This is a genomic window from Massilia sp. IC2-476 (assembly GCF_020707295.1).
In the GTDB taxonomy this organism is placed as follows: Bacteria; Pseudomonadota; Gammaproteobacteria; order Burkholderiales; family Burkholderiaceae_D; genus Telluria.
Genome location: NZ_JAJFER010000007.1, coordinates 84,416 through 108,616, shown reverse-complemented (window position 1 = coordinate 108,616; position 24,201 = coordinate 84,416). Strand labels below are relative to the sequence as shown.

General features: G+C 67.1%; 21 protein-coding genes. 7 read left to right on the top strand and 14 right to left on the bottom strand.

The window, feature by feature from the left end; all coding sequences use genetic code 11:
- Nucleotides 1-54: 54 nt before the first annotated feature.
- The gene (locus LK539_RS18320) at nucleotides 55-1,170 is read right to left on the bottom strand and encodes an alpha/beta fold hydrolase (protein WP_227802496.1); all 1,116 of its coding nucleotides are present in this window, start codon (nucleotides 1,168-1,170) and stop codon (nucleotides 55-57) included.
- A gap of 136 nt (nucleotides 1,171-1,306) precedes the next feature.
- Between LK539_RS18320 and LK539_RS18315 the strand changes: the two genes are divergently transcribed.
- Nucleotides 1,307-1,726, top strand: coding sequence for a DUF2784 family protein (locus LK539_RS18315; RefSeq protein WP_227802495.1), 420 nt, complete (start codon nucleotides 1,307-1,309; stop codon nucleotides 1,724-1,726).
- Here LK539_RS18315 and zwf read toward each other — a convergent pair.
- Nucleotides 1,651-3,117 carry a glucose-6-phosphate dehydrogenase gene (zwf, locus tag LK539_RS18310; protein WP_227802494.1) on the bottom strand — a complete coding sequence of 489 codons (1,467 nt, stop codon included), beginning with the start codon at nucleotides 3,115-3,117 and terminating at the stop codon, nucleotides 1,651-1,653. The two genes, LK539_RS18315 and zwf, sit on opposite strands and share 76 nt — an antisense overlap.
- 418 nt (nucleotides 3,118-3,535) lie before the next feature.
- On the opposite strand from zwf, the gene LK539_RS18305 reads away from it, so the two are divergent.
- Complete coding sequence (locus LK539_RS18305) at nucleotides 3,536-4,657, top strand: MBL fold metallo-hydrolase (RefSeq protein ID WP_227802493.1); 1,122 nt, start codon at nucleotides 3,536-3,538, stop codon at nucleotides 4,655-4,657.
- A 19-nt stretch (nucleotides 4,658-4,676) separates the two neighbouring features.
- On the opposite strand, the gene LK539_RS18300 is transcribed toward LK539_RS18305, so the two are convergent.
- From LK539_RS18300 to LK539_RS18285, 4 genes are all read right to left on the bottom strand, one after another.
- On the bottom strand, nucleotides 4,677-5,270 hold the full coding sequence (locus tag LK539_RS18300; protein ID WP_227802492.1) for a cyclopropane-fatty-acyl-phospholipid synthase family protein: 594 nt from the start codon (nucleotides 5,268-5,270) through the stop codon (nucleotides 4,677-4,679).
- Between the two features lie 32 nt (nucleotides 5,271-5,302).
- Nucleotides 5,303-6,697, bottom strand: coding sequence for an APC family permease (locus tag LK539_RS18295; RefSeq protein WP_227802491.1), 1,395 nt, complete (start codon nucleotides 6,695-6,697; stop codon nucleotides 5,303-5,305).
- Between the two features lie 179 nt (nucleotides 6,698-6,876).
- Nucleotides 6,877-7,680: an SPFH domain-containing protein gene (locus LK539_RS18290; protein ID WP_227802490.1), complete on the bottom strand. Its 804-nt coding sequence runs from the start codon at nucleotides 7,678-7,680 to the stop codon at nucleotides 6,877-6,879.
- Between the two features lie 91 nt (nucleotides 7,681-7,771).
- The gene (locus LK539_RS18285) at nucleotides 7,772-8,677 is read right to left on the bottom strand and encodes an alpha/beta fold hydrolase (protein ID WP_227802489.1); all 906 of its coding nucleotides are present in this window, start codon (nucleotides 8,675-8,677) and stop codon (nucleotides 7,772-7,774) included.
- A 194-nt stretch (nucleotides 8,678-8,871) separates the two neighbouring features.
- On the opposite strand from LK539_RS18285, the gene LK539_RS18280 reads away from it, so the two are divergent.
- Nucleotides 8,872-11,367 (top strand): TonB-dependent siderophore receptor, encoded by a 2,496-nt coding sequence (locus LK539_RS18280; RefSeq protein ID WP_227802488.1) that lies wholly within the window; start codon nucleotides 8,872-8,874, stop codon nucleotides 11,365-11,367.
- A gap of 125 nt (nucleotides 11,368-11,492) precedes the next feature.
- Here LK539_RS18280 and LK539_RS18275 read toward each other — a convergent pair whose 3' ends face one another.
- Genes LK539_RS18275 through LK539_RS18265 form a run of 3 tightly spaced genes read right to left on the bottom strand, consistent with a single transcriptional unit; the run spans nucleotide 11,493 to nucleotide 14,167 of the window.
- A complete protein-coding gene (locus LK539_RS18275) occupies nucleotides 11,493-12,305 on the bottom strand; it encodes a hypothetical protein (RefSeq protein WP_227802487.1) in 813 nt (270 codons plus the stop codon).
- Nucleotides 12,306-12,308: 3 nt separating this feature from the next.
- Nucleotides 12,309-13,004 carry a hypothetical protein gene (locus tag LK539_RS18270; RefSeq protein ID WP_227802486.1) on the bottom strand — a complete coding sequence of 232 codons (696 nt, stop codon included), beginning with the start codon at nucleotides 13,002-13,004 and terminating at the stop codon, nucleotides 12,309-12,311.
- Nucleotides 13,004-14,167, bottom strand: a complete 1,164-nt coding sequence (locus tag LK539_RS18265) for a sialidase family protein (RefSeq protein WP_227802485.1) — start codon at nucleotides 14,165-14,167, stop codon at nucleotides 13,004-13,006. The genes LK539_RS18270 and LK539_RS18265 overlap by 1 nt, the downstream gene beginning before the upstream one ends.
- 333 nt (nucleotides 14,168-14,500) lie before the next feature.
- Here LK539_RS18265 and LK539_RS18260 point away from each other — a divergent pair, with 333 nt between their 5' ends.
- Nucleotides 14,501-15,619, top strand: coding sequence for a sensor histidine kinase (locus LK539_RS18260; protein ID WP_227802484.1), 1,119 nt, complete (start codon nucleotides 14,501-14,503; stop codon nucleotides 15,617-15,619).
- On the top strand, nucleotides 15,616-16,401 hold the full coding sequence (locus LK539_RS18255) for a LytTR family DNA-binding domain-containing protein (RefSeq protein ID WP_227802483.1): 786 nt from the start codon (nucleotides 15,616-15,618) through the stop codon (nucleotides 16,399-16,401). The genes LK539_RS18260 and LK539_RS18255 overlap by 4 nt, the downstream gene beginning before the upstream one ends.
- Here the strand turns inward: LK539_RS18255 and LK539_RS18250 are convergent.
- Together LK539_RS18250 and LK539_RS18245 are read right to left on the bottom strand one after the other, a co-directional pair.
- Entirely contained in the window at nucleotides 16,364-16,924 is a 561-nt protein-coding gene (locus LK539_RS18250) for a hypothetical protein (protein WP_227802482.1), read from the bottom strand. The two genes, LK539_RS18255 and LK539_RS18250, sit on opposite strands and share 38 nt — an antisense overlap.
- A 105-nt stretch (nucleotides 16,925-17,029) precedes the next feature.
- Entirely contained in the window at nucleotides 17,030-17,587 is a 558-nt protein-coding gene (locus tag LK539_RS18245) for a cysteine hydrolase family protein (RefSeq protein WP_227802481.1), read from the bottom strand.
- Nucleotides 17,588-17,685: 98 nt separating this feature from the next.
- Between LK539_RS18245 and LK539_RS18240 the strand changes: the two genes are divergently transcribed.
- Together LK539_RS18240 and LK539_RS18235 are read left to right on the top strand one after the other, a co-directional pair.
- Nucleotides 17,686-18,486 (top strand): ferritin-like domain-containing protein, encoded by an 801-nt coding sequence (locus LK539_RS18240; protein ID WP_227802660.1) that lies wholly within the window; start codon nucleotides 17,686-17,688, stop codon nucleotides 18,484-18,486.
- 4 nt (nucleotides 18,487-18,490) lie between these two features.
- Entirely contained in the window at nucleotides 18,491-20,872 is a 2,382-nt protein-coding gene (locus tag LK539_RS18235) for a DNA polymerase II (protein ID WP_227802480.1), read from the top strand.
- 202 nt (nucleotides 20,873-21,074) lie between these two features.
- Here LK539_RS18235 and LK539_RS18230 read toward each other — a convergent pair whose 3' ends face one another.
- The 3 genes from LK539_RS18230 to LK539_RS18220 all read right to left on the bottom strand — a co-directional run bounded on the left by LK539_RS18230 (nucleotide 21,075) and on the right by LK539_RS18220 (nucleotide 24,126).
- A complete protein-coding gene (locus LK539_RS18230; RefSeq protein ID WP_227802479.1) occupies nucleotides 21,075-22,580 on the bottom strand; it encodes a tripartite tricarboxylate transporter permease in 1,506 nt (501 codons plus the stop codon).
- Between the two features lie 4 nt (nucleotides 22,581-22,584).
- Nucleotides 22,585-23,061 (bottom strand): tripartite tricarboxylate transporter TctB family protein, encoded by a 477-nt coding sequence (locus LK539_RS18225; protein ID WP_227802478.1) that lies wholly within the window; start codon nucleotides 23,059-23,061, stop codon nucleotides 22,585-22,587.
- Nucleotides 23,062-23,148: 87 nt separating this feature from the next.
- The gene (locus LK539_RS18220) at nucleotides 23,149-24,126 is read right to left on the bottom strand and encodes a tripartite tricarboxylate transporter substrate binding protein BugD (RefSeq protein ID WP_227802477.1); all 978 of its coding nucleotides are present in this window, start codon (nucleotides 24,124-24,126) and stop codon (nucleotides 23,149-23,151) included.
- Between the last annotated feature and the right edge of the window lie 75 nt (nucleotides 24,127-24,201).

Below are 24,201 nucleotides of genomic sequence, written 5' to 3'. Positions count from 1 at the left end.
GTGAAAGACGAAACCCGCCATGGTACCCTAGAAGAGCCCGCCCCGACACCCTCCTCAGTCGTCGCGGGATGCCAGCCAGCGGAAGATCGCCGGCCAGATCTGCGCGTGGGCGTTGGCGCCCACCAGCACCCCGACGTGTTGCAGGTTGACGCCGATGTCGCCGCCGTAGTGCAGCAGGCATTTGCGTGTACTTGCCGCCGCTTCGCAGAAGGGAACGAGTGCCGCTTCAGGAATCAGCTTGCTGCGCGGGTCGACCACGCCGAGCAGCGGCGAACGCAGGTCTTGCGGGCCGATGCGGCGCGCCCCGATCGCGAGTTCGCCGCGCATGAAGGCATCCTTGCGGTAGAGCTCCTCGACCAGCTCGGTAAACAGCCGTCCCGGCAGCGGGAATTCGTCGTGGGTCCAGCGCTCCACGCGCATGTGGGTGGCGAGCAGCTGCGGGTTGGACAGCGACAGCCAGCGATCGAGCATGCGCTCCCACTGGAAGGCGTGGGGTTCCGCCATGGCGCTCATGAGATTGAGGAACACGCCCGGCACCTGGCGGAAGTTGTCCGCAACCTGGCGCGCGTGCGGCGTCGCGTTCACCAGCGGCCGGAAGCAGCAGGAACCGTGCTCGAAGTGCAGGGGCGACTCCAGCAGGATGACGGCGTCGATCTGCTCCGGATGCAGGCAGGCGTGGATGGCGGCCAGGATGCCGCCCAGCGAGTGGCCGGCGATGGCGACACTGTCCCTTCCGCTGTCAGCTGCGATGGCCTGGCGGCAGGCCGTCAGCAGGCGGTCGCCGTAGTCGTCCAGGCCGAAGTCCGGGTCGTCGTCGTCCGCTATCTGGGTCCACTCGGCCAGGTAGACCCGGTAGCCTTGCTCCATCCAGCGCCGCACGACGCTGATCTCGGGCGCCAGGTCCCAGATGTAGGAACGCTTGATGGGCGCCGGAACGAGCAGGACCGCCGGCCCGTCGGGCTGCTCGTCGCCGTAGCGGCGCAGGTTCAGGCCGGGCTCGCTGTGCAGGAGGGTGAAGGGCGTTTCCTGCGGGCCGTAGCCGGCGCGGTCGAGCAGCCGGCCACGCTCCTGGCGCGTACGGTCCATGTTCTTGAGGGCCGCGGCGCCCCAGGCGCCAAACGAGGGCAGGGCGGGAAGTGCGGCTGCTTGCGGAGAAGTCGGTGCGTGCATGGCGGTCTCGTCGGATTGGGAGAGCTACTCTACGCCGCCCGCGGTGCGCCTTCAATCGCGCACGTTTGGAATGGCGGCGGCATTTGCGGCGTATTAAACTGCAAGACCCGAAGCTTTCCCGAGAGATCGACAAAGCGTGGTCTATCGTTTCCTGGCGGATGCCGTGTTGCTCGCGCACCTCGCCTTCATCCTGTTCGTCGTGTTCGGCGCGCTGCTGGTGGCGCGCTGGCCGCGCCTCTTGCTGCTGCACCTGCTTGCTGCGGCCTGGGGCTTCGGCATCGAGGTGCTGGGCGCGATCTGCCCGCTGACCTACCTCGAGAACCACATGCGCCTGCTGGCCGGCGGTTCGGGCTACAGCGGCGGCTTCATCGACCACTACCTGCTGCCGCTGATCTATCCGGGAGAGATGAGCCGCGGCCTGCAGCAGCTGCTTGCGGCCGCGGTGCTTCTCATCAATGCTGGCCTATATGGCTGGATCGTTTACTCGAACCAGGAGAAGCCGTCGCGCGCCAGCAGGGCAAAGGCTTCCGACGGGCCCCAGGAACCGGCCGGATAAGGGTGCGGCTTCTCGCCCAGCGTGCTCCAGCCTTCGATGATCGGGTCGGCCCATTCCCAGGCGGCTTCCAGTTCGTCGCGGCGCATGAAGTGCGTCAGGCGGCCGCGCACCACGTCGATCAGCAGGCGCTCGTAGGCTTCGGCGCGGCGCTGCTGGAAGGCGGACTGCAGGTCGAGATTCAGCGCCACCTGCTGCATCTGCATGCCGCTGCCCGGCTGCTTGGCCATGAGCTGGAGCTTGATCGCTTCTTCCGGCTGCAGCTCGATCACCAGGCGGTTGGCGACCCCGCCCGGCATGTCCGGGAACAGCGGGAAGGGCGGGTTGGCGAACTCGACCACGATCTTGGACGAGCGGCGCTGCATGCGCTTGCCGGTGCGCAGGTAGAACGGCACCTTGGACCAGCGCCAGGTGTCGATGTGGGCGCGCAGGGCAACAAAGGTTTCGGTTTTGCTGTCTGCCGGGACGTTCTTTTCTTCGTGGTAGCCGGGCACTTCCTGGTTGCCGCTGACGCCGTGGGTATATTGCCCGCGCACGGTGTCGCGGGCGATGTCGGCCAGGCCGAAGCGGCGCAGCGAGCGGATCACCTTCAGCTTTTCATCGCGCACGGCGTCCGGCGACAGCGAGGTCGGCGGCTCCATGGCAACGATGCACAGCAGCTGCAGCAGGTGGTTCTGTACCATGTCGCGCATGGCGCCGGTGCCGTCGTAGAAACCTGCGCGGCTGCCCACGCCCACTTCCTCGGCCACCGTGATCTGCACGCTCGAGATGTTCGGCGCGCGCCACAGCGGTTCCAGGATCGAGTTACCGAAGCGCAGCACCATCAGGTTCTGCACGGTTTCCTTGCCGAGGTAGTGGTCGATGCGGTAGATCTGCGATTCGGCAAAGTGCTTGCCGACCGCTTCGTTGATCTCGATGGCGGACGCCAGGTCGTGACCCAGCGGCTTTTCCAGCACCACGCGGGCTTTGGCGTCGACCAGGCCGGCATCCGCCAGCTTGTCGCAGATGGTGGTGAACAGGGCCGGCGCCGTCGACAGGTAGAACACGCGCTGGGCGCCCGGATGGGTGGCGCGGGCCAGGGCGCTGAAATCGGGCGCCTGCTGGACGTCGAGACGCACGTACTCGAGCAGCTGCAGGAAGCCGTCCCAGGTCTTTTCGTTGAAGTTGTTGCTGGCGATGAAGCTGCGCGAGTTTGCTTCGATGTGGGCCAGGTAGGCTTCGCGGTCGAATTCCTGGCGGCCGGTCGAAATGATGCGGGTCGGCGTCGGCAGGTTACCGTGCAGGAAGGCCATGTAGAGCGCCGGCAGCAGCTTGCGCATCGCCAGGTCGCCCATGCCGCCGAAGATGATCATGTCGAGGGGGAGGCCGGTATCAGTGTCTGTCGAAGGGGTCATATTGAAAGCCAATTGAATCGCCAAATGAGTGAAAAACGCGGCACACGGGCGCGCTGCGCGCCCCGGCCAGGCTGGTCTGCTGTCGCCGCCCCTGATACGGTAGCAGAATGACAGCGGACGCGCACGGATTGTCCCTCGTGCGGTCCCGCTCATGGCCAGACGGGGCCCGGGGCGCAGGGTTGGGGCCGCGGGCGGTGCCAGCGCGTGGGCTGGACCCTCAAGCTTACATCCTGGACAATAATAAGGAAATGGCAAAATGCGGGCGGGGGCGCGTAGTTTTGCATAAATTGCAAATAATATTTGCATGGAAGCTCATCCATGCAAATCTTGTTTGCATCGGGTGCGGTGGCCCGGGCAGTGCCGGGGCGTGCACGGAGCTTCGCTTATACTGGCCCTTTCCCACTGCCCAGTGCACCCCATGCAGCGTCTTTTCCGCGTCGCCGCCTTTGCTACTGTCCTGCTCGCCGCAGGCTGCAGCAGCGTCAATCCCTACTACGACGCCAGCAAATCCCACCACCGGCCGCAAGGCTTTGCCAACAACTACGCGCCGAATCCGGCCTACCAGCGGCCCGTGAGCACGAATACCGGCTTCTTCGCCGGCTGGGCGGGCAGGATCAGGAACTGGACCTCGGATGGCGCCGAACGTGCTCCACTGGCCTCGGTGCCGAAGGTAGAGCCGGACCTGGGCTGGCTGCAGCAGAACCGCAGCGAGACGGCGCTGACGTGGATCGGCCACGCGACTTTTCTCCTGCAGACCGGCAACGGCGTGAACATCCTGACCGATCCGGTATTCGACGAGCGCGCCTCGCCGGTCTCCTTTGCCGGCCCGAAGCGCCTGCAGGCGCCCGGCGTGGCCTTGGGCGACCTGCCGCACATCGACGCGGTCCTGATCAGCCACTCGCACTACGATCACCTGTCGCTCGATTCGCTGCGCGCGCTGTACCGCCAGAAGGGCGGGGCGCCGATGTTCTACGCGCCGCTCGGCATCGACCTGTGGCTGGCCAGGCATGTGACCGGCGGCGACCGTTCACGCATCGTGCGGCTCGACTGGTGGGACAAGGCCAGCTACCGCGGCCTGGAACTGCAGCTGCTGCCGGTGCAGCACTGGTCCTCGCGCACGCCCTGGGATCGCAACGAAACCCTGTGGGGCGCCTGGGCCATGACCCGTCCCGGCTTCGCCTTCTTCTTCTCGGGCGACCTCGGTTATTCCAGGGATATCCAGGACATTGCCGCGCGCTTCCCCGACGGCTTCGACCTGGCCGCGATCGGCATCGGCGCCTACCAGCCGGTGTGGTACCGCAATTCCCACGTCAGCCCGGACGAGGCCGTGCGCATCCACCGCGAGCTGCGCGTGCGGCGCAGCGTCGGCATGCACTGGGGCACCTTCCCGATGGGCCAGGAGCGGATCGACCAGGCGCCGCGCGACCTCGCCATTGCGCGCCAGGCGCAGGGCGTGGCGGACGATGCCTTCGGCGTGCTGGCGATCGGCGAGACGCTTCGCCTCGGGCCGCGCGCGCCGGCCGCGAGCGGCGCCCCGTAAGAGCCGAGCCTGGGCCGGCTCAGGCCTTCACCGCCTTCTTGTTGGCCTGGGTGATGGTCCAGTAGTAGATCGTGCGGCCGTCGACCTCGTCCTTCTTCTCGGGCGGCCAGTCCGGCCCCATGTCGAAGGCGTGCGACACCACCCGGGTGCCGACCTTCAGCTGCTGCCACAGGCGCGGGCGCAGCTTGACGTTCACCGAGGGCAGCAGGTAGAGCGTCACGACGGTGGCCGGCGATACGTCGGCCTGGAACAGGTCGCCCACCTTGAAGTTGACGCGGTCGCTCACGCCCGCCTTCTTGGCGTTTTCCTGGGCCTCGGCGATGCGTACGGGATTCAGGTCGATACCGGTGCCGCGCGCGCCGCGCGCCTTGGCGGCGGTGACGACGATGCGGCCGTCGCCGCAGCCGAGGTCGTAGAGCACGTCGTTCTTGCCGACCCGCCCCATTTCCAGCATGCGGTCGACCACGTCCTGGGGCGTGGGCACGTAGGGCACATCGAGATTCTTCGGCTCGACCGCGTCCTGCGCGAGCGAGGCGCGCATCGGCAGGACGAGCGAACCCGCCGTGGCGGCGGCGGACAGCAGCAGGGTACGACGGCGTTGGTCGGTATGCATGTGCAATCTCCTTCAGGTGGGTTCGGGAATGTCTAGGGGCGGGATCGTTCCTTGCGGTCGAGGAAGAGCAGCAGGAACGATCCGCTGGCAAGCACGGCCACCCCGATCCAGGCCGCGTTCAGCCCGCCGAGCGACTGGCTGTACACGTAGGACAGGCTGGACCAGAGCATCCAGGCGCAGGTGGCGCAGAACAGCAGGGGCAGCAGCGGATACAGGGGCACGCGAAACGGGCGCGGCAGGTCGGGCTCGCGCCGGCGCAGCACGAACAGCGACACGCCGCTCAGCAGGAAGAACAGCCAGAACACCGGCGCCGTGAACTCGACCATGGACTTGAAGCCGCTGCCGAAGGCGACGCCGATGCCGACCAGCAGCAGCGCGGCGGCGCACTGGATCGACATCGCCACCGCCGGGGTGCCGCGTTCGCCGTCCCAGCGCCCGAGGCGGCGGAGGGGCGGCCAGTCGCGCCCCATCGCATAGCCGGTGCGGGCGCCGACGATCATGGTGGCGTTGATCGAGGTCAGCGCCGAGATGGCGACCAGCACCGAGATGACGCGCTCGCCGGAGGCGCCGAAGGCCAGGCCCATGACGTCCGCGGCCAGTGCTTCGGATTTTGCCATGCCCTGCATGCCGAGCGTCTGCAGGCAGGCCCAGGTCACCATCAGGTAGAGCACGGTAATGATCAGGATCGAGAAGGTCAGCGCGCGCACCATGGAAGACGCGCCGCCGCGCACTTCGGCACTGATGTAGGCCGCTTCGTTCCAGCCGCCATAGGTGAGCAGCACGAAGACCATGGCCAGGCCGAAGGACACCGGCGCTGCCGCGGTCGCCGGGGCGGCGATGGCCGGCGCCGGATCGGTGAAGAAGGCCGCGGCCAGGGCCAGCAGCACCAGCCCGCCGATCTCGGCCAGCGTCAGCCACATCTGGGCGCCGGCGCCGGCGCGCAGGCCCTGCAGGTTGAGCAGCGACAGCACGACGATCACGGCGGCCGCATAGGCGGTCGCGCCCCAGCCGTCCGGCAGCATGCTCAGCGGCACGGCCTGCTGCATGTAGTCGCCGAACACGAAGGCCAGCAGCGCGATCGACCCCGTGGTGATCACCGCAAAGCGGGCCCAGCCGAACAGGAAGGCGGTGCCGCGGCCGTAGGCGCGGTGCAGGAAATGGTAGTCGCCGCCGGGGTGCGGATAGGCGGTCGTGAGTTCCGAATAGCACAGGGCGCCCACCAGCGAGATCAGTCCGCCGAGTATCCACATGAGGAACATCCAGTCGGCACTACCGCTGAGTCCGGCGACGATGGAGGGGGCTTTGAAGATGCCGGCGCCGATGACCACGCCAACGATCAGGGCAACTGCCTGGCGTAAATCAAGTACGCGTCGGGGCGCCGTGCCGTCGCCGGTCGATGCAAACAAGTCCTCGTCGGTACGGTCCATGGGTGCCGATCAACACTTGAGAGGGAACTTTGCCGGCAAGCGCGCCGGCCCGGGAGCATCGTGCACAGGCCCGTGCGAGGACCTGCGGCGACCGATTATAAGGAAGCGCCCGCCGGGGTGGCGCGCGCCTGAAACGCGTGGACGGGAGCCGGTCCGTCCATGCCGGCGGGTGAACCGGCTTATTTCGACGTGATGTTGACCATGCCCTTGAAGTCATATGGAATCACGACCGTCTGCACCTTGCCTTCGGCAATGCCTTCGGCGATCTTCATCTGGGCCTGGGCCTGCATGTAGCTGATGGCGCCCGCGTTGGCGTTCAGCGCGGCGATCCGCTCGGCTTCCTTCTTCGCGATCTGGACCTCGACTTCCTTGGTCTTCTCTTCGTTCTTGGCGCGCACCAGGTTGTCGGCGCTGGCCTTGACCGCGTCGCTCGGCACCATGCTGCCGACCCGCACCTGCGAGATCACGATGCCGCTCAGCTTTTCCTCGTTGAGCGTGGCCGCCATCACTTCCTGGATCTCCTGCTCGATCTGGGCGCGGTTGTCGTTCATGTTCAGCGCCTCGTACTTGCGCGCCGTCTTGTACACGGCATTGCGCGCGGTCTGGTAGATGTAGGAATGCATCAGGTAGATGTCGCCGCTGTCGTCCACAGTATGGAAGGAGCGGCTCTTGTTGATGTACAGGTCGGACACCGACGAGGGTGTGATGTTGTAGATCACGCTGATGTCGAATTCCTTCATGGTCGAGTTGTCGGCCGCGAGCGGGGTCAGGTTCTGCACGTCGACGGTGACGTCCTTCACCGGGAAGGTGAGGATCTTGCCGACGATGGTCTGGTTGAAGCTGCCCGCGACGCGTTCCTCCGGTTCGATGGTCTTGTCGAAGTTGACGCGCAAGCCCACTTCGCCGGTGTCGACGATGGTGCAGCCGCTGGCCAGGACGCCGACGGCGGCTGCCAAGGCGATGACGAGGTACAGCTTTTTCATTCTTCTCTCCTTCAGGTATGTCTTGGACGCGCCGTATGGACGGGCGCGCACGAACGATACCAGAGTTGGAAGAGCGAAAATCCTCGGTTTCTCACGCAGGCTGGGTGCCCAGCAGGAAGGGCAGCGCACGCGCCAGCAGGGCGTCCGGCGCTTCTTCCGGGATGTAGTGGCCGCAGTCCAGCGCTTCGCCTTCGACCCGGGTGGCCAGCTTGCGCCACTCCAGCAGCGGATCGAAGCAGCGCTGCACCACGCCCTGCGCGCCCCACAGCGCCAGCAGCGGCGTGTCGATGCGGCGGCCCGCGTCGCGGTCGGCACGGTCATGTTCCAGGTCGATGCCGGCCGCCGCGCGGTAGTCTTCGCAGATGCCGTGGGCAGTGCCGGGCAGGGCCAGGCAGCGCGCGTACTCGGCCAGCGCGCGCGCATCGAAGGGCGCCAGCCCGGCGCTGCGCCGGCCCATCACGTCGCGCAGGTAGGCAGCCGGATCGGCCTCGATCAGGCGTTCCGGCAGCGGCGCCGGCTGGATCAGGAAGAACCAGTGCCAGTAGGCGCGCGCGAAGGCTTCGCCCGTGCCTTCGTACATCGCCAGGGTCGGCGCGATGTCGAGCAGCACGGCCCGGCGCACCGCCTGTGGATGGTCGGCCATCAAACGGTGCGCCACGCGCGCGCCGCGGTCGTGCGCCATCACGCGGAAGTCATCGAAACCGAGTGCGCGCATCACGGCCAGCATGTCGGCGGCCATGGTGCGCTTGCTGTAGTTCATATGGTCAGGCGCGCCCGCCGGCTTGGATGAATCGCCGTAGCCGCGCAGGTCGCAGGCGACCACAGTGAAGTGCTGCTGCAGGGCGGGCGCAAGCTTGTGCCAGATCGCATGGGTCTGCGGATGGCCGTGCAGCAGCAGCAGGGGCGGACCCGCCCCGCCCACGACGCCCGCGATCGACACGCTGTCGTCGACCGGAATACGAAACTGGCGAAAGCCTGGAAACAACGCGTTTTGCATATCGATATTTGCTCAGTGTGAGAGTGAAAAGTGTAGCAGGGCGCGGCAGCACATCCTTACGCCAGCCTGACTGTTGTAAATATGCTGGTTTGCAAGTTTCCGAATTGACATCCTCTAGCGTGCCCAGCAGTATCGAATGGCGCCTTTCGCATGCAGCGAGTCCGGCGCGGTCCAACAACAAGAGGAAAATCACGATGCACAAAACTGTAACGGAAAAAACCGTCCTTGCCCTCGCCATCGCCTCACTGTTTTCAAGCGCCCACGCCCAGGACGCCGCGCCCGCGTCCACCGATCCCGGCGCCGCGGCCACGGTGGTGGTGACCGGCACCCGCGTCGCCAACCGCACCGCGCTCGACACCGCCGCACCGGTCGACATCATCTCGGCCGAGACCCTGAAAAATACCGGCAGCACCGAAATCAACCAGGCGCTGTCGATCGCGCTGCCCTCGCTGAACTTCCCGCGCCCCGCGATCACGGACGGCACCGACACCATCCGTCCGGCCACCCTGCGCGGCATGGCGCCGGACCAGACCCTGGTGCTGGTGAACTCCAAGCGCCGCCACGCGTCCTCGCTGGTGAACGTGAACGGCTCGATCGGGCGCGGTTCGGCGGCGGTGGACATGAACACGATCCCGACCGCGATCGTGAAAAGCATCGAGGTGCTGCGCGACGGCGCCGCCGCGCAATACGGCTCGGACGCGATCTCCGGCGTGGTCAACCTGCGCCTGCGCACCGACCGCAGCGGCGGCGAGGCGAGCGTTGTCTACGGCGCGCGCAAGACCGAATACGATTTGTGGAACGATGTCGCACCTAGTGGCGCAAGCTGGACCGCACCGGGCTCGCGCGAACGCACCGACGGCCAGACCGCCACCGTCAGTTTGTGGAAGGGCCTGGCCCTGGGCGTGGACGGCTACCTGACCATCGCGGCCGAGTACAAGGACCAGCACCGCACCGAGCGCAGCGGCTACGACATGCGCCAGCAGTACCCGCGCCTGGCCAACGGCAGTTTCGATCCGCGCGAACTCACCATCAACCGCTTTAACGCCTGGTATGGCGAACCGGAGATGGAGCAGGCGACCGTTTTTGCCAATGCGGGCTCCAACCTGGGCGGCGGCGTCAAGCTGTACGGCTGGGCGAGCTACCAGAACCGCGAGGCCCGTTCCGGCGGCTTCTTCCGCCCGGCCCAGGACGCGCGCAACATCATCTCGATCTACCCGGACGGCTTCCTGCCGATCATCGCGCCCACCGTCGACGATTTCGCGCTCACCGGCGGCGTCACCTGGACCCAGGGCAGCTGGGACATGGACGCCTCGCTCGGCTACGGCAAGAACAAGATGAAGTACGACATCCAGAACACGCTGAACCGCTCGATCGGCCCGACCAGCAAACGCGAGTTCTATGCCGGCGGCTATGCCTACGACCAGCTGGTGTTCAACCTGACCGGCGTGCGCTCGCTCGATGTCGGGGCCTTGTCTTCTCCGCTGAACCTCGCGGTCGGCGTGGAGGCGCGGCGCGAAGGCTACGAGCTGTTCGCGGGCGAGCCGGATTCCTGGCGCGCCGGTCCCGAGATCCTGCCGAGCGGCGTGCCGGCGGCGCCGGGCGCCCAGGTGTTTCCGGGCTTCCGTCCCTCGAACGAGGTCGATGCACACCGCAGCGCAGTCGGCGCCTTCGTCGACCTGGAAGCGAACATCACGCCCGAGTTCCTGGCCTCGGTTGCCGTCCGCGGCGAACACTACACCGACTTCGGCAACAGCCTGGCAGGCAAGCTCTCCGGCCGCTACGACTTCAGCAAGTCCTTCGCGCTGCGCGGCGCGATCCAGAACGGCTTCCGCGCGCCGTCGCCGCAGCAGCAGAACTTCACCGCCACCTCGACCAACTTCATCAACGGCGTGCCCTTCGAGATCACGACCTTCAAGCCGACCGACCGGGTCGCCGTGGCACTGGGCGCCCGGCCGCTGGAAGCGGAGAAGTCGATCAACGCCTCGCTCGGCGCGGTGCTGCGCTTCGATCCGTTCAGCATCACGATCGATGCCTACCGCATCGAGATCGAGGACCGCATCGTCCTGTCCGAGAACCTGACCCAGACCAACGTGCGCAACTACATCATCGCGCAAGGGATCAACGGCGTCGGTGGCGGGCGCTTCTTCATCAACGGCGTCGATACCCGCACCCAGGGCGTGGACGTGGTGGTGAGCTGGCCGTGGAAGACGGCGGCTGCCGGTAACTTCGACTTCACCGTGGCCGGCAACTTCACCGACACCAAGGTCACCAAGACCCCGGTGACGGCGCAGCTCGCAGCCCTGAACCCGGCGCCGGTGCTGTTCGACCGCCTGAACGTACTCTCGCTGGAGAAAGGCCAGCCGGAGAACAAGATCAGCGCCAACGTGAATTGGAAGCTCGGCCAGTGGGGTGCGACCTTCCGCGCCACCCGCTACGGCAAGGTGCTCTCGCCCGGCACCACGGCGGCGCTGGACTTCTGGATGGGGGCGAAGACGGTGGTGGACCTGGAAGGACGGGTGGCGCTCACGCCGAAACTGAGCCTGGCGCTGGGTGCGGATAACCTGTTCGATCAGTATCCGGAAACCCAGCCGCCGGCGCTGAACACCACCGGCAACACGCCGTTCGCGAACTACGCGCCCTTCGGGCGTGGCGGGCGCTTCATCTACGCCCGCATGAACTACGGCTTTTAAGGGGACGTTGTAGGGTGGGCAGGTCTCCTGCCCACGCGGTGATTGTTGCAGCTCCGCGGACGGGCCGGATGATCTGGCCGTTAACTATCGCCGCGTGGGCGGAATCCGCCCACCCTACAAGAACATCAAACGGCAGGAGGCGCGCCGGCGCCCGCGCCGGCGCTCAGCAGCCAGGCCAGCAGCAGCAGGAAGACCATCCAGCTGGCGAACAGCCTTGATAAGCGGCGGATGTCGGCCGGGTTCTCGAACAGGGTCGGGCGGGTGTACTGGACGCCGGCGAAGTAGGCCGCGAACACGGTCGCCAGGTAGTGCACGGCGCCGAACATCTCGCCCAGCTCGCCCTTGCGCGGATGCTCGATCAGCGCGTGCGACAGCGCCACCAGCACCAGGTAGATGATGGAAGCCGACAGCGGCGGCAGGTACAGTCCGAGCCTTTCGACCCAGCTGCGCACGCCCGGCTTGAAGCGCGCCACCAGCGGCAGGATCAGGTTATGCGTCAGGCCGGCGATGGCGATCAGCTTGAGCAGCACGTTCTTGTGCAGGCTGCCGTCGCCGACCGCGAGGTTGTGGATATTCGTCTCGCCCTGGCGGTTATTCTGCAGGAAGTATTCGGACGACTGCACATTCAGGATGCGCTGGAACCAGGAGATCTCTTCCAGCGCGGCCAATGCGCACAGCAGGCTCAGGCCGCCCAGCGCCAGCAGTTCCAGCACGCCGCGGTCGGCGCGTTTCAGGCGTTCGAAAAAGGCGAAGCCGAGCAGCATCGAGATCACGGTAAAGCACAGGAACTGCATCCATTCGACGATGCCATCCTCGATCAGGATGTGCCACAGGGCGGCCGTGTCGCCCCGGTTGGCGAGCGCCAGGACGAGGATGAAGAGATTGATGACGATCCCGGTGGCGATGGCGGGATGAAGAAGCGACTGCTTGTTGGCCACTGATTACTCCTTGATGGGTGAAAACGGTTCGTTGCCGGTGCTGTGCAGCGCCGGCAGCTCATGCTGGACCGCGGCCGGCTGCGCGCGGCTAGTGCGGCCGAGCAGGGCGCGCAGGGCGGCGGCGCCGAGGGACGCGAGGGCCCAGGCCCACAGCAGCGGGTCGAGCAGCGCATCGGCCAGGTTCCCGCTCGGCAGGCGCAGGAGCGAGAACAGCAGCAGGGCGCCGAGGACGGCGCAGGACGGCCTTGTCGCCCGGCCTTTCAGCACGGACCAGGCGCAGGCCCCGGCCAGCAGCACGGCGCACAGCGCCGCACCAGGACCGAAACCCGCATAGTAAAACCCGCGCGAGAGCAGGCCGAAGGCGTCGAGGTAGAGCAGCGCGCCGCCCAGCGCCAGTGCGGCCGCCAGCTGGGGCGGCATGGTCCCTGGACGTTCGCCGCGCCAGCGCGCATGGAGCCGGGCGACGCACAGGGCGGCCAGCAGCGCGCTCGGGTACTGGAAGGCCAGGCCCAGGTGCCAGGCCGGCGAGGCCGCACCCGGCAGCGCCATCAGGAGCAGGCTGCCCGCCACGATGCCGGCCAGCGCGCGCGGCGGCATGCGCCAGGCTGCCGGCCAGGCACCCGCGACCAGCGCGGCCAGCACCAGGCCCCAGGCCAGGCGGGCGTACACGAACTGCAATCCGAGTTCAGGCAATGCCATCAGATGTTCTCCCCAATGCTGATCCGGTACCGGTGATGCGCGATCGCCTGGCGCTGGAAGGTATAGGTAACGTGCAGCTCATTGCCGACCTGCTGCATGGTTGGATACGAAAACTCGTCGCCGGCGCCGCCGGTGGCGACGTCCGCCACCTTCTGCCAGGTCTGGCCGTCTTTCGACAGCGACAGGCGCAACGTGCTGCGCGAGGAATCGCGGGCGCCCATGTGGTTGTGCAGCATCAGGAAGTCGCCGTTGGCCAGGCGCAGCGCGGCCAGCGAGGTGCTTTCGTTGTTCAGGTCCAGCGGCGGCAAATCTTCCCAGCTGGCGCCGCCGTCGCGGCTGTAGGCGTGCTGCACGCGCCGTTCGTCGCTGGCGTCGCGCATCCAGGCGCGCACCTCGTTGCGCGAGACCGGCACGATGGCCGGCTGCAGCGTGGTGGTGCGTGCGCCGATGCGCCCCAGGCCGGCCGGTTCGCCGTCCGGGCCGAAGGACATCAGCATCGGGTACTTGATGCCGAGCTCGAAGTAGACCGGCAACCACCAGCCGCCGTCGACCAGCCCGACGGCATTGGTGCGCACCAGCACGCTGGTATTGAACAGCGGCGACATCGGCAGCACGCGCTTCATCTGGAACGAAGCGCCTTCGTCGGAGGACACCATGTGGGCCACGCGCGAGGCTGCCCAGCCGCCCAGGCCGGTGGCAACCACGTACAGGTGGATGCGTCCGCTGCGGTCGGTCCAGGCCACCGGGTTGCCGATGCGGCGCACGCCGAAGCCGAGTGCCTTGCCGAGCGAATCGCGGCTAGCGACTTCCCAGGGCTCGCCCCACTTGCCGTTGTGCCACTGCGATGCGTAGACCTTGACGTCCGGACCGCTCTCGCGGCTGCCGGCCCACCAGAAGGTCACCATGCGGTCGCCCGGCAGGGTGGCCATGGCGCTGGCGTGGGCAGAGGGCGTGTTGCGCGGCATCGGGATCAGGGAGCGCGACAGCTCGGACAGGGTCGCGCGCCCGGGCACGACCGACGGCAGGGTCGACGGCGCGGCGGCGGCGCGGGCGCTGCGGGTCCAGCGCGCCGCTTCGGCGGCGCCAATGACCAGCACCACGGTCATGCAGGCAAGGGCGATGCGGCTGCGCGCAGCAGCGCGCGGTGGCAGGGGACGCTCCATACACTCCCGGCGGACCGGGCTGGCCGGGTCCGCGACACGTTGACTGTTACAGGTTTGAGAACTGCAGGGTTCGCGTCCAGGCGGAACGGGCGTTCCGCGGTCTCTTTCGGGACGAAGCTGGCTGAGCTATAACCTGGCAAAGCCGCTATCCTACAGGAAAGAGCACCCAATGTGACATGGAACTTTCGTATTTACAGGGCTCCTGCGCCACACTTCGGTCGAACGGGAAGCCGGTTCACGGGCCGGTTTCGGGACTTCGTCGCCCTGCGACTTGCCGCAATAGCATCGGCTCGGCAGAATGCGCTCATCCTGAACACATTCAAGCGAGACAGCATGAACAGCCTGCTCCAGGCCACAGCAAGCCGCCACCTCGATCATCCGCCTCCGGCTGAGCCACGCTTCGCCCTGCGCCTGCTGCGCGACCTGCGCTTCGCCGCCGTGGTCGGCGCGGGGGCGGCGTTGATCATCACCCTGGTGGTCGGGCATCCGGAAACCCTGTACGAACAGCTGCTGTACTCGTGCTTCATTTCGGTGACGGGCTTCGCCATCGTCGACAGCGCGCGCCTGCTGCTGTGGCCGGGGCCGGCCCGGACCCGCGCCCAGTGGGCGGCGCTGGTAGCGCTGGCGGCGCTGACCGCTCCCGTGGTCCACTTTTCAGCCGTGCAGGCGGTCGGCCCGCTGTTCCTGCATCCGACACCCTCGCTGTTCGAGTATCCGACCCTGCCGCGCCTGAGCATGGTAGTGCTGACCTTCATGGTGCTGGTCGCCGGCACCTGGACCATCGAACACCGCGAGAACCTGCAGCGCGCCAGGTTGGAGCACCATGCGGCCCAGCTGCGCGCCGAGACCATCGAGCGCCAGGCCGTGCAGGCCCAGCTGCGCCTGCTGCAGGCCCAGATCGAGCCGCACATGCTCTTCAATACCCTGGCCAACCTGCAGGGCCTGATCGCGATCGACCCGGACCGGGCCAACGCCATGCTCGATCAGCTGATCCAGTACCTGCGCGCCACCCTCGGCGTCTCGCGCGCCGAGAGCACCACGCTGGGCGAGGAGTTCGCCGCGATGGAAGCCTACCTGGGCCTGATGGGCGTGCGCATGGGCGAGCGCCTGCGCTACCGCCTGGCGCTGCCGCCGGAGCTGCGCCAGCTGCGGCTGCCGCCGATGCTGCTGCAGCCGCTGGTCGAGAACGCGATCGTCCATGGGCTGGAGCCGAAGATCGAGGGTGGCGAAGTCACGCTCGCCGCCGAGCGCCGCGACGGCCTGCTCGATATCACCGTGCTCGACACCGGGCTGGGTCCGGGCCAGTCGCCCAGCAAGGGCGGCGGCGTGGGCGTGTCCACCACCCGCGAACGCCTGCGCGTGCTGTACGGCGAACGCGCATCGATCCTGCTCGCGCCAGGCCAGCCGCAAGGCACGCTGGTGCGCCTGACCCTACCTTTGGAGACCGCATGAACATCCGCGCCCTGATTGCAGAAGACGAACCGATCCTGGCCGCTACCCTGGCTCGGACCCTCACCACGCTATGGCCCGGCCTGGAGATCGTCGGCACCGCGCCCAACGGCGTGGCGGCCGTCGAGCAGGCTCTGGCCGCGCGGCCCGACGTCCTGTTCATGGACATCAAGATGCCGGGCCAGACCGGGATCGAGGCGGCCGAGGAGCTGGCCGAGCGCTGGGAAGGTCCCGCGCCGTTCCCGCACGTGGTGTTCGTCACCGCCTACGATGACTACGCGGTGCAGGCCTTCGAGCAGGCCGCGGCCGACTACGTGCTCAAGCCGGTCAACGAGACGCGACTGGCGCGCACGGTGGAGCGCCTGCAGGCGCTGCTGGGTAGCCGCCGCCAGGACGCCGACCCGCTCGAGCAGCTGGTCGGCCGCTTGCAGGCGCTGATGCCGGCACCAGTCGCGCCCGAACGGCTCGACTTCGTGCGCGCGGCCGTGGGCAACGTGGTGCGCATGATCCCTGTCATGGAGGTGGTGTTCTTCCAGGCCAGCGACAAGTACGTCAACGTGGCGACCGCCGAGAACGAAGCCCTGATCCGGGTGCCGCTCAAGGAGCTGCTGCCGCAACTGGACCCGGCGCGCTTCCGGCAGATCAACCGCAGCATGGTCGTAAACATGGCCTGCGTGACGAGCGCCGCGCGCGACGACATGGGCAAGGTAATGCTCAAGCTGAAGCACCGGCCCGAGCAGCCGCGCGTCAGCCCGGTCTACGCCCACCTGTTCCGGCAGATGTGAGCCGCAGCGCGGCCCCCAACACCAGGTGGACCGCGAACGAGCAGGCGGCAATGACTGAGGCGATCAGCACCGGCAGCACTGCGCCGAAGGTGAACGTCATGCCGAGCGCGAAGCCAAGTACGTATTCCGCGCGATAAGCATGCGCGACCAGGCCAGCCGCAAAGGCGCCGAAGAAAATCCAGGTAACCGCCGGGTGGCCGAGGGTGAAGGCGATCGCCAGCGCCGCGCCCCACAGCAGGGCGGCGCCGAAGCGCAGGCGCACCTGGGTGAAGAAGCGCCCGCGGCTGCCGCCCTGCGTCAGGCTGGCGGCGCGGCGCTGGATGCGGCCGACCAGGAGCCATACCAACAGCGGCACCACCAGCAGGCCCCACCAGTTGGAGATCGCGGGCAGGTCCGGATTGTTCAGCAGGTGGTGGGCCGGTACGCCGCCGTGCGTGTATTCCCAGCCCAGATGGCATAGTTCGGCGGCGAGGGCGGTGGCAGCGAGGATAAGGCGAGACTGCGGGGCAGGGCGGTCGAGCATGGCGCGTTTCCTTCGCAAAGGCAGGGATCGGGAGGCCGATGCGTCGATCCTAGCGCACTTGCTTGTTTTGCCACAACTCGCCGTGGGTAAAATGGCTCGGCGCCCTTAGTCGAGCATGCCCAGGATATCGGCCGTCGTCTCCACCTTGGCATATTCGGCCGCGAGGTTGGCGAGCGACATCGCGTGGACCTCGTCGGCGCTGCGCAGCGCGCCCGTGTAATCGCGGCGTGTAAAGGCGAAGCAGGCGTCGGCGGCGACCATCACCTGGAAACCGAGGTTGCCGGCGCTGCGCACGCTGCATTCGACCGAAATATTGGTGCTCACGCCCGCCACCACCAGCCGCTCGATGCCGCGCACCCGCAGCCAGCGCTCCAGGGTGGACTGGATGAAGGCGTCCGGGACGTTCTTCTCCACCACGTGTTCGCCCGGACGCGGCGCGAACACCGGCTGGAACTGGGCGCCCGGCTGGCCGGGAGCGAAGCCGGAGTCCGGCGAACGCGACATGTGGCGCACATGAACCACCGGCCCGCGCCGGCCACGCCAGGCGTCCAGCAGCAGGTCGATATTGGCTTCCGCCTGCGGGTTGTTGCGGGCGCCGGCGCTTGGGTCGGCCATGCACTGCTGCATGTCGATGATCAGGAGGGCAGGGTGGTCGCGTTGCATGGGATTGGGCCGAAAATGCTTGGGCTCCCATGGTAGCGCATCCGGTGGCCGCCGTTACGCTTTGGTACACTAGCGTTTTTGTTCGACTGCATACCATGATGGCGCAACCGCTGGAGCTTCGCGCATGCGCTCTGCAATCCCTGCTCGCCCTTGATCCAGCCGCCAAGACGGCGGGTGTGGCGGCGCTGGTCGCGGCCCACGCGCGCGGCGAGACCACCCTCGATCGTGACGCGCCGCCCGGCGCTCCGGACGGCATCCCCGGACGGCCTGCACGCCCGGAACTGGTGCCGCCGCGACTGGTGGGACGGCGTTCGATGGCCACCGTCGAGGGCCGGGCCAGGCTGATCCATGCGCTGGCGCATATCGAATTCAATGCCGTCAACCTGGCGCTGGACGCCCTGTGGCGCTTTCCCGGCATGCCGCCGGAGTACTACAGCGACTGGCTGCGGGTGGCGGGCGAGGAGGCGCTGCACTTCGAGATGCTGTGTGAGCACCTGAACACGCTCGGCTACGCCTACGGCGACTTCCCGGGCCACGACAGCCTGTGGGAGATGGTCGAGAAGACCCGCGGCGACGTGCTGGCGCGCATGGCCCTTGTTCCTCGCACGCTGGAGGCGCGCGGGCTGGATGCGATCCCGCCGCTGCGCGCCAAGCTGGCCCAGGCCGGTGACCTGGAGGCGGCAGCCATCCTCGACGTGCTGCTGCGCGACGAAGTGGGCCACGTCGAGATCGGCAACCGCTGGTACCTGTACCTGTGCGGCCTGCGCGGCCTGGAGCCGATCGCGACCTACGGCGAGCTGACGGTGCGCTATAAAGCGCCGGTGCTCAAGGGGCCCTTCAATATCGAAGCTCGGCGCCAGGCCGGCTTCAGCGAAGCGGAGCTGGCGCGCTTCGCCTAGACCCATGGATACCACGCCGCTGCAGGGCTTTCTCCTGACGCGCCACTGGCGCGACACGGACGCCGGGGTCGAGGTCGACTTCTGGATCGCGACCGAACAGGGTGCGCGCCGGGTACGCCTGCCCCTCCAGACCCCGGTCGCCTTCCTGCCGCTGGAGCAGCGCAAGGCGGCCGAACTGGTGCTCGGCACGGAGCGCGGCTGCGAGCTGCGCGAACTGAGCTTGTGCGACTTCCATCACCGGCCCGTGCTGGGTCTGTACTGCCGCCAGTACCGCCAGCTGCTGCGGGTGGAGAAGCGCCTGCGCGAATTCGGCGTCGACGTCTACGAGGCCGACGTGCGTCCGCCCGAGCGCTACCTGATGGAGCGCTTCATCACCGCGCCGGTGCTGGTGCATGGCACACCGGATGGGCAGGATCCCGGCCTGATCGTCGATGCGCAGCTCAAACCGGACGGCGACTACCGCCCGCAGCTGCGCCTGGTCTCGCTCGACATCGAGACCAACCAGCACGGCGAGCTGTATTGCATCGGTTTGCAGGGCTGCGGCCAGCGCCAGGTCTACATGCTGGGCGAACCGAACGGAACTGGCAGGGCGCGCGGTATGGTGCCCGATTTTGAGCTGGAATACTGCGAGAGCCGCGCGGCGCTGCTCGACGCTTTTGAAGACTGGATGCGCCGCCACGATCCGGATGCGATCATCGGCTGGAACGTGATCCAGTTCGACATGCGCATGCTGGTGCAGGCCGCCGAACGCGCCGGCCGTCCCTTGAAGCTGGGACGCGACGGCAGCGCCATCGAGACCCGCGAACACGGGCGCTCCGAGCATTTCTTTGTGTCGATCGCCGGGCGCCTCGTCATCGATGGCATCGAGGCGCTGCGCTCGGCCACCTACAGCTTTCCCTCGTTCAGCCTCGAATCGGTGTCGCAAACCCTGCTGGGCGAAGGCAAGGCGATCGACAATCCCTACAGCCGGATGGACGAGATCAACCGCATGTTCGCGGAAGACAAGCCGGCCCTGGCCTTCTATAACCTGAAGGACTGCGAACTCGTCACCCGCATCTTCGAAAAGACGGAGCTGTGCCGCTTCCTGCTGGAGCGCGCCAGCGTTACCGGACTGGCGGTGGACCGCAGCGGCGGTTCGGTGGCGGCGTTCGAGCACCGCTACATGCCGCTGATGCACCGCCAGGGCTTCGTCGCGCCGAACATCGGCGACGTCGCCGCCGGCGACAGCCCGGGCGGCTTCGTGATGGATTCGCGTTCGGGCCTGTACGACTCAGTGGTGGTGCTCGACTATAAAAGCCTGTACCCCTCCATCATTCGCACCTTCCTGATCGACCCGGTCGGGCTGGTGGCCGGCCTGGCCGAACCGGAGGATGCGACGGTGCCCGGCTTTCGCGGCGCGCGCTTCTCGCGCACGCGCCACTGCCTGCCCGGCATCGTGCGCCAGGTGTGGGAGGGGCGCGAAGCGGCCAAGCGCGAACGCAATGCGCCGCTGTCGCAGTCGCTGAAGATCATCATGAACGCTTTCTACGGCGTGCTTGGTACCACCGCCTGCCGCTTCTTCGACCCGCGCCTGGCTTCCTCGATCACGATGCGCGGCCACGACATCATGCACCGCACCCGCGCCCTGATCGAGGAGCAGGGCTACAGCGTGATCTATGGCGATACCGACTCCACCTTCGTGTGGCTGGGCGGGCCGCACGGCCAAGAAGAGGCCGAGCGCATCGGCCATGCCCTGGTCGGACAGGTCAACGCCTGGTGGCGCGAACACCTGGAGGCCGAGTACGGGCTGGCATCCAGCCTGGAACTGGAATTCGACACCCATTACGCGCGCTTCCTGATGCCCACCGTGCGCGGCTCGGACGAAGGCAGCAAGAAGCGCTATGCCGGCCTGGTGACGCACGCTGACGGCAGCGAGGAGGTGGTGTATAAGGGACTGGAGACGGTGCGCACCGACTGGTCGCCGCTGGCCCAGCAGTTCCAGCAGGAGCTGTACCTGCGCGTCTTCAAGCGCGAGCCCTACGAAGCCTGGGTGGCCGACTACGTGGCGCGCACCCTGCGCGGGGAGCTGGACGAGCTGCTGGTCTACCGCAAGCGCCTGCGCCGCCCGCTCGACGAGTACGAGCGCAACGTCCCGCCGCACGTGCGCGCGGCGCGCATGGCCGACGACTTCCACACGGGCCAGGGTCGTCCTGCGCAGTACCGCAGGGGTGGCTGGATCCGCTACGTGATGACGACCGCCGGACCGGAACCGCTCGAACTTCGCCGCGCGCCGATCGACTACGAGCATTACCTCACCAAGCAGCTCGAGCCGATCGCCGACGCCATCCTGCCCTTCCTGGGCGACAGCTTCGCGCGCCTTACCAGTCCTCAGGGTGCGCTGTTCTGAATGAAAAATGCCGCCCAGATGGACTAATGCCAGAGTTATCGCTCATCCGTAGGGTGGGCGGGTCTCCCGCCCACGCGGTCAATCCACAGCACTGCGTCCCGTGCAGCTGTTCGTATCATAACTATGACCGCGTGGGCGGGGAACCCGCCCACCCTACAATTTCCGAATGAAAAACGCCGCCCGGGTGGGCGGCGTTTCGTGGTCAGTCTTCTTCCTGGAAGGCTTCCTCGCGTTTCTTACGTAGCGCCGGTAGCATCACCACGATCAGGCACAGGGCAGCCATGCCCAGCAGGGTGGCGCTGATCGGACGCGTCACGAACACGGTCGGGTCGCTGTGCGACAGCAGCAGCGCGCGGCGCAGGTGTTCTTCCATCATCGGCCCGATGATGTAACCGAGCAGCATCGGCGCTGGTTCCGCGCCCAGCTTGGCGCAGATGTAGCCGAACAGCCCGAACAGCGCCATGAGGTAGACGTCGAACTGGTTGTTGTTCAGGCTGAACACCCCGATCGCGCAGAACATCAGGATCGCCGGGAACAGGCGGTGGTAGGGCACCATGATCATCTTGATCCACAGGCCGATCATCGGCAGGTTCAGGACGACCAGGAACAGGTTGCCGAACCACATCGACACGATCAGGCCCCAGAACAGGGCCGGCTGCTCGGTCATCACCGCAGGCCCCGGCTGGATGCCCTGGATGATCATGGCGCCGATCATCAGGGCCATCACCGGGTTCGACGGGATGCCGAGGGTGAGCATCGGGATGAACGAAGTCTGGGCGCCGGCATTGTTGGCCGCCTCCGGGGCCGCCACGCCTTCGATCGCGCCCTTGCCGAATTCCTTTGCATTCGGCGAGATTTTCTTCTCGATCGAATAGGACGCGAAGGACGCCAGCATGGCGCCGCCGCCCGGCAGGATGCCGAGGGCTGAGCCAAGTCCGGTACCGCGCAGCACCGGCGCCACGATGCGCTTCAGGTCACTCTTCGACGGCATCAGGCCGGTGACCTTCTTCATCATCAAGGTGCGGTCTTCGTCATGCTCCAGGTTGCGGATGATCTCGCCGATGCCGAACATGCCCATCGCGACGATCACGAAATTGATGCCGTCCGCCAGTTCCGGCAGGTCGAAGGTGTAGCGCTGGGCGCCCGAGTTGACGTCGGTGCCGATCAGCCCGAGCAGCAGGCCGAGCAGCACCATGCCGATCGCGTTAAGCAGCGAACCGCTGGCCAGCACCACCGCGGCCACCAGGCCGAGCACCATCAGCGAGAAGTACTCTGCCGAGCCGAACTTGAGGGCCAGTTCGGCCAGCGGCGGCGCGAACAGGGCCAGCAGGACGGTGGCAACGGTCCCCGCGAAGAAGGAGGCCAGCGCAGCGGTGGCGAGCGCCTTGCCGGCATTGCCGTTGCGCGCCATCTGGTGGCCGTCGAGGGCGGTGACGACCGAGGACGATTCGCCCGGCAGGTTGACCAGGATGGCCGTGGTCGAGCCACCGTACTGGGCGCCGTAGTAGATGCCGGACAGCATGATCAGGGCCGAGATCGGCGGCAGGCCGAAGGTGGCCGGCAACAGCATCGCGATGGTCGCGATCGGGCCCAGGCCGGGCAGGACGCCGACGGCGGTGCCGACGAAGACGCCGACCAGGCAGTAGAACAGGTTGGTCAGGGTGAAGGCCGTTTCCAGGCCCAGTCCGAGGTTGGCGATGATTTCCATGTTGTCAGCCTCCGTTCAGCCAGGGGCCGATGATCGGCATCGGCAAGCCGAGCAGCTTGACGAACAGGACCACGGCGAACAGGGTCAGCCCGACCGCCAGCAGCAGCGTGCTGCCGAGCTGGAACTTTTTACTGGCATACGCGCTCAGCATGACCAGGACGAAGGCGGCGACGGCCAGGCCGGCGCCGCGCATCAGGACGCCGAACAGCAGCACCGCGCCCAGGATGATGGCGATGTCCTTGAGATGGAAGGTGCCGATTGCGTCGTGTGCCTCGGAATGGCGGCCGATGAAGGCGCGCACGATGTCGATCAGGCCGACGAAGGCCAGCAGCCAGCCGAGGGCGGTCGGAAAATAACCGGGGCCCATGCGGCCGGCGGTGCCCATGCCGAGCTCGCGGCCGAAATACACGGCGGCGAGCCCGAAGGTGACGAAGATGATGCCGATCCAGAAATTCTTCGGATGGCGGATGGTGGAAGCCACAGCGAAACCCCTTGTTGCTTGTTGTTGTCAGGTGGTGCAAGGCCGCACGGCAATCGCCGCGCGGCCTCCCGCGGAGCTGGCGAGCGCTCAGTCGGCGTACTGGCCGGCCTTGGTGATGATCGGGCCCCAGCGGTCGACTTCCGCCTTCACGTGGGCGCGCAGGGCTTCCGGACGGGCGCGGTTCTCGGCTACCGGCTCGGTGCCGAGGTCGGCGAAGCGCTGCTTCACGGTCGGGTCCTTGAGCGCCACGCGCAGGGCGTTCGACAGGGCGTCGACCACCGGCTTCGGCGTGCCTTTCGGTGCGTACACGCCGTGCCACACCGACACCTCGAAGCCCGGCAGGCCGGCTTCGTTCATGGTCGGCACGTTCGGCATCGAGGCCAGGCGCTGCTTGGTGGTGACGCCGTAGACCTTGACCTTGCCGCTCTTGATCTGGCTGGTGGTATTGGTGGTCTGGTCGCACATGATGTCGACCTGGCCGCCCAGCATGTCGTTCATGGCCGGGCCGGTACCCTTGTACGGCACCGTGGTCAGGTCGACTCCGATGGCGGTCTGGAACAGCATGCCGCACAGGTGCGAAGCCGAACCGAGGCCCGCGTTGGCATAGGTGACCTTGGTCTTGTTGGCCTTCACGTAGGCCAGCAGCTCCTTGAAGTCCTTGGCCGGGAAGTCCTTCTTGGCGATCAGGGTCATCGGCACGTCGGTGACCAGGCCGATCGGCTCGAAGTCGGTGAGCGCGTTGTAGCTCAGCTTGCGGTACAGGGCCGGGGCGGTCGAGTGGCCGATGTGGTGCAGCAGCAGGGTATAGCCGTCCGGGGAGGCTTTGGCCACGCGCGCGGCGCCGATGGTGCCGCCGGCGCCGCCGACGTTTTCGATGATGATCTGCTGTTTCAGGGTATTGCCCATCGACTGGGCGACCAGTCGCGCCACGGTGTCGGTCGGTCCGCCGGCAGCGAAGGGCACGATCATCGTGATGGTCTTGGTGGGGTAGTTCTGGGCCGAAGCGCCGAAAGCAGCGCCCACCAGGGCGATGGCGGCGACGGAGCGCAGGAATGTGGTTTTCATCGGTGTCTTCCTCTAACCTCGGTTTGTCTCGGTTTATTGTGTTGGCGACGCAGGGACAAGCACGAGACGGGCCGC

Bases quoted from the DNA above. Each gene is read 5' to 3' on its own strand.
- LK539_RS18320 (WP_227802496.1), bottom strand. From the start codon at position 1,170: ATGCACGCACCGACTTCTCCGCAAGCAGCCGCACTTCCCGCCCTGCCC.
- zwf (WP_227802494.1), bottom strand. From the start codon at position 3,117: ATGACCCCTTCGACAGACACTGATACCGGCCTCCCCCTCGACATGATC.
- LK539_RS18305 (WP_227802493.1), top strand. From the start codon at position 3,536: ATGCAGCGTCTTTTCCGCGTCGCCGCCTTTGCTACTGTCCTGCTCGCC.
- LK539_RS18300 (WP_227802492.1), bottom strand. From the start codon at position 5,270: ATGCATACCGACCAACGCCGTCGTACCCTGCTGCTGTCCGCCGCCGCC.
- LK539_RS18295 (WP_227802491.1), bottom strand. From the start codon at position 6,697: ATGGACCGTACCGACGAGGACTTGTTTGCATCGACCGGCGACGGCACG.
- LK539_RS18290 (WP_227802490.1), bottom strand. From the start codon at position 7,680: ATGAAAAAGCTGTACCTCGTCATCGCCTTGGCAGCCGCCGTCGGCGTC.
- LK539_RS18285 (WP_227802489.1), bottom strand. From the start codon at position 8,677: ATGCAAAACGCGTTGTTTCCAGGCTTTCGCCAGTTTCGTATTCCGGTC.
- LK539_RS18280 (WP_227802488.1), top strand. From the start codon at position 8,872: ATGCACAAAACTGTAACGGAAAAAACCGTCCTTGCCCTCGCCATCGCC.
- LK539_RS18270 (WP_227802486.1), bottom strand. From the start codon at position 13,004: ATGGCATTGCCTGAACTCGGATTGCAGTTCGTGTACGCCCGCCTGGCC.
- LK539_RS18265 (WP_227802485.1), bottom strand. From the start codon at position 14,167: ATGGAGCGTCCCCTGCCACCGCGCGCTGCTGCGCGCAGCCGCATCGCC.
- LK539_RS18260 (WP_227802484.1), top strand. From the start codon at position 14,501: ATGAACAGCCTGCTCCAGGCCACAGCAAGCCGCCACCTCGATCATCCG.
- LK539_RS18255 (WP_227802483.1), top strand. From the start codon at position 15,616: ATGAACATCCGCGCCCTGATTGCAGAAGACGAACCGATCCTGGCCGCT.
- LK539_RS18250 (WP_227802482.1), bottom strand. From the start codon at position 16,924: ATGCTCGACCGCCCTGCCCCGCAGTCTCGCCTTATCCTCGCTGCCACC.
- LK539_RS18245 (WP_227802481.1), bottom strand. From the start codon at position 17,587: ATGCAACGCGACCACCCTGCCCTCCTGATCATCGACATGCAGCAGTGC.
- LK539_RS18240 (WP_227802660.1), top strand. From the start codon at position 17,686: ATGGCGCAACCGCTGGAGCTTCGCGCATGCGCTCTGCAATCCCTGCTC.
- LK539_RS18235 (WP_227802480.1), top strand. From the start codon at position 18,491: ATGGATACCACGCCGCTGCAGGGCTTTCTCCTGACGCGCCACTGGCGC.
- LK539_RS18230 (WP_227802479.1), bottom strand. From the start codon at position 22,580: ATGGAAATCATCGCCAACCTCGGACTGGGCCTGGAAACGGCCTTCACC.
- LK539_RS18220 (WP_227802477.1), bottom strand. From the start codon at position 24,126: ATGAAAACCACATTCCTGCGCTCCGTCGCCGCCATCGCCCTGGTGGGC.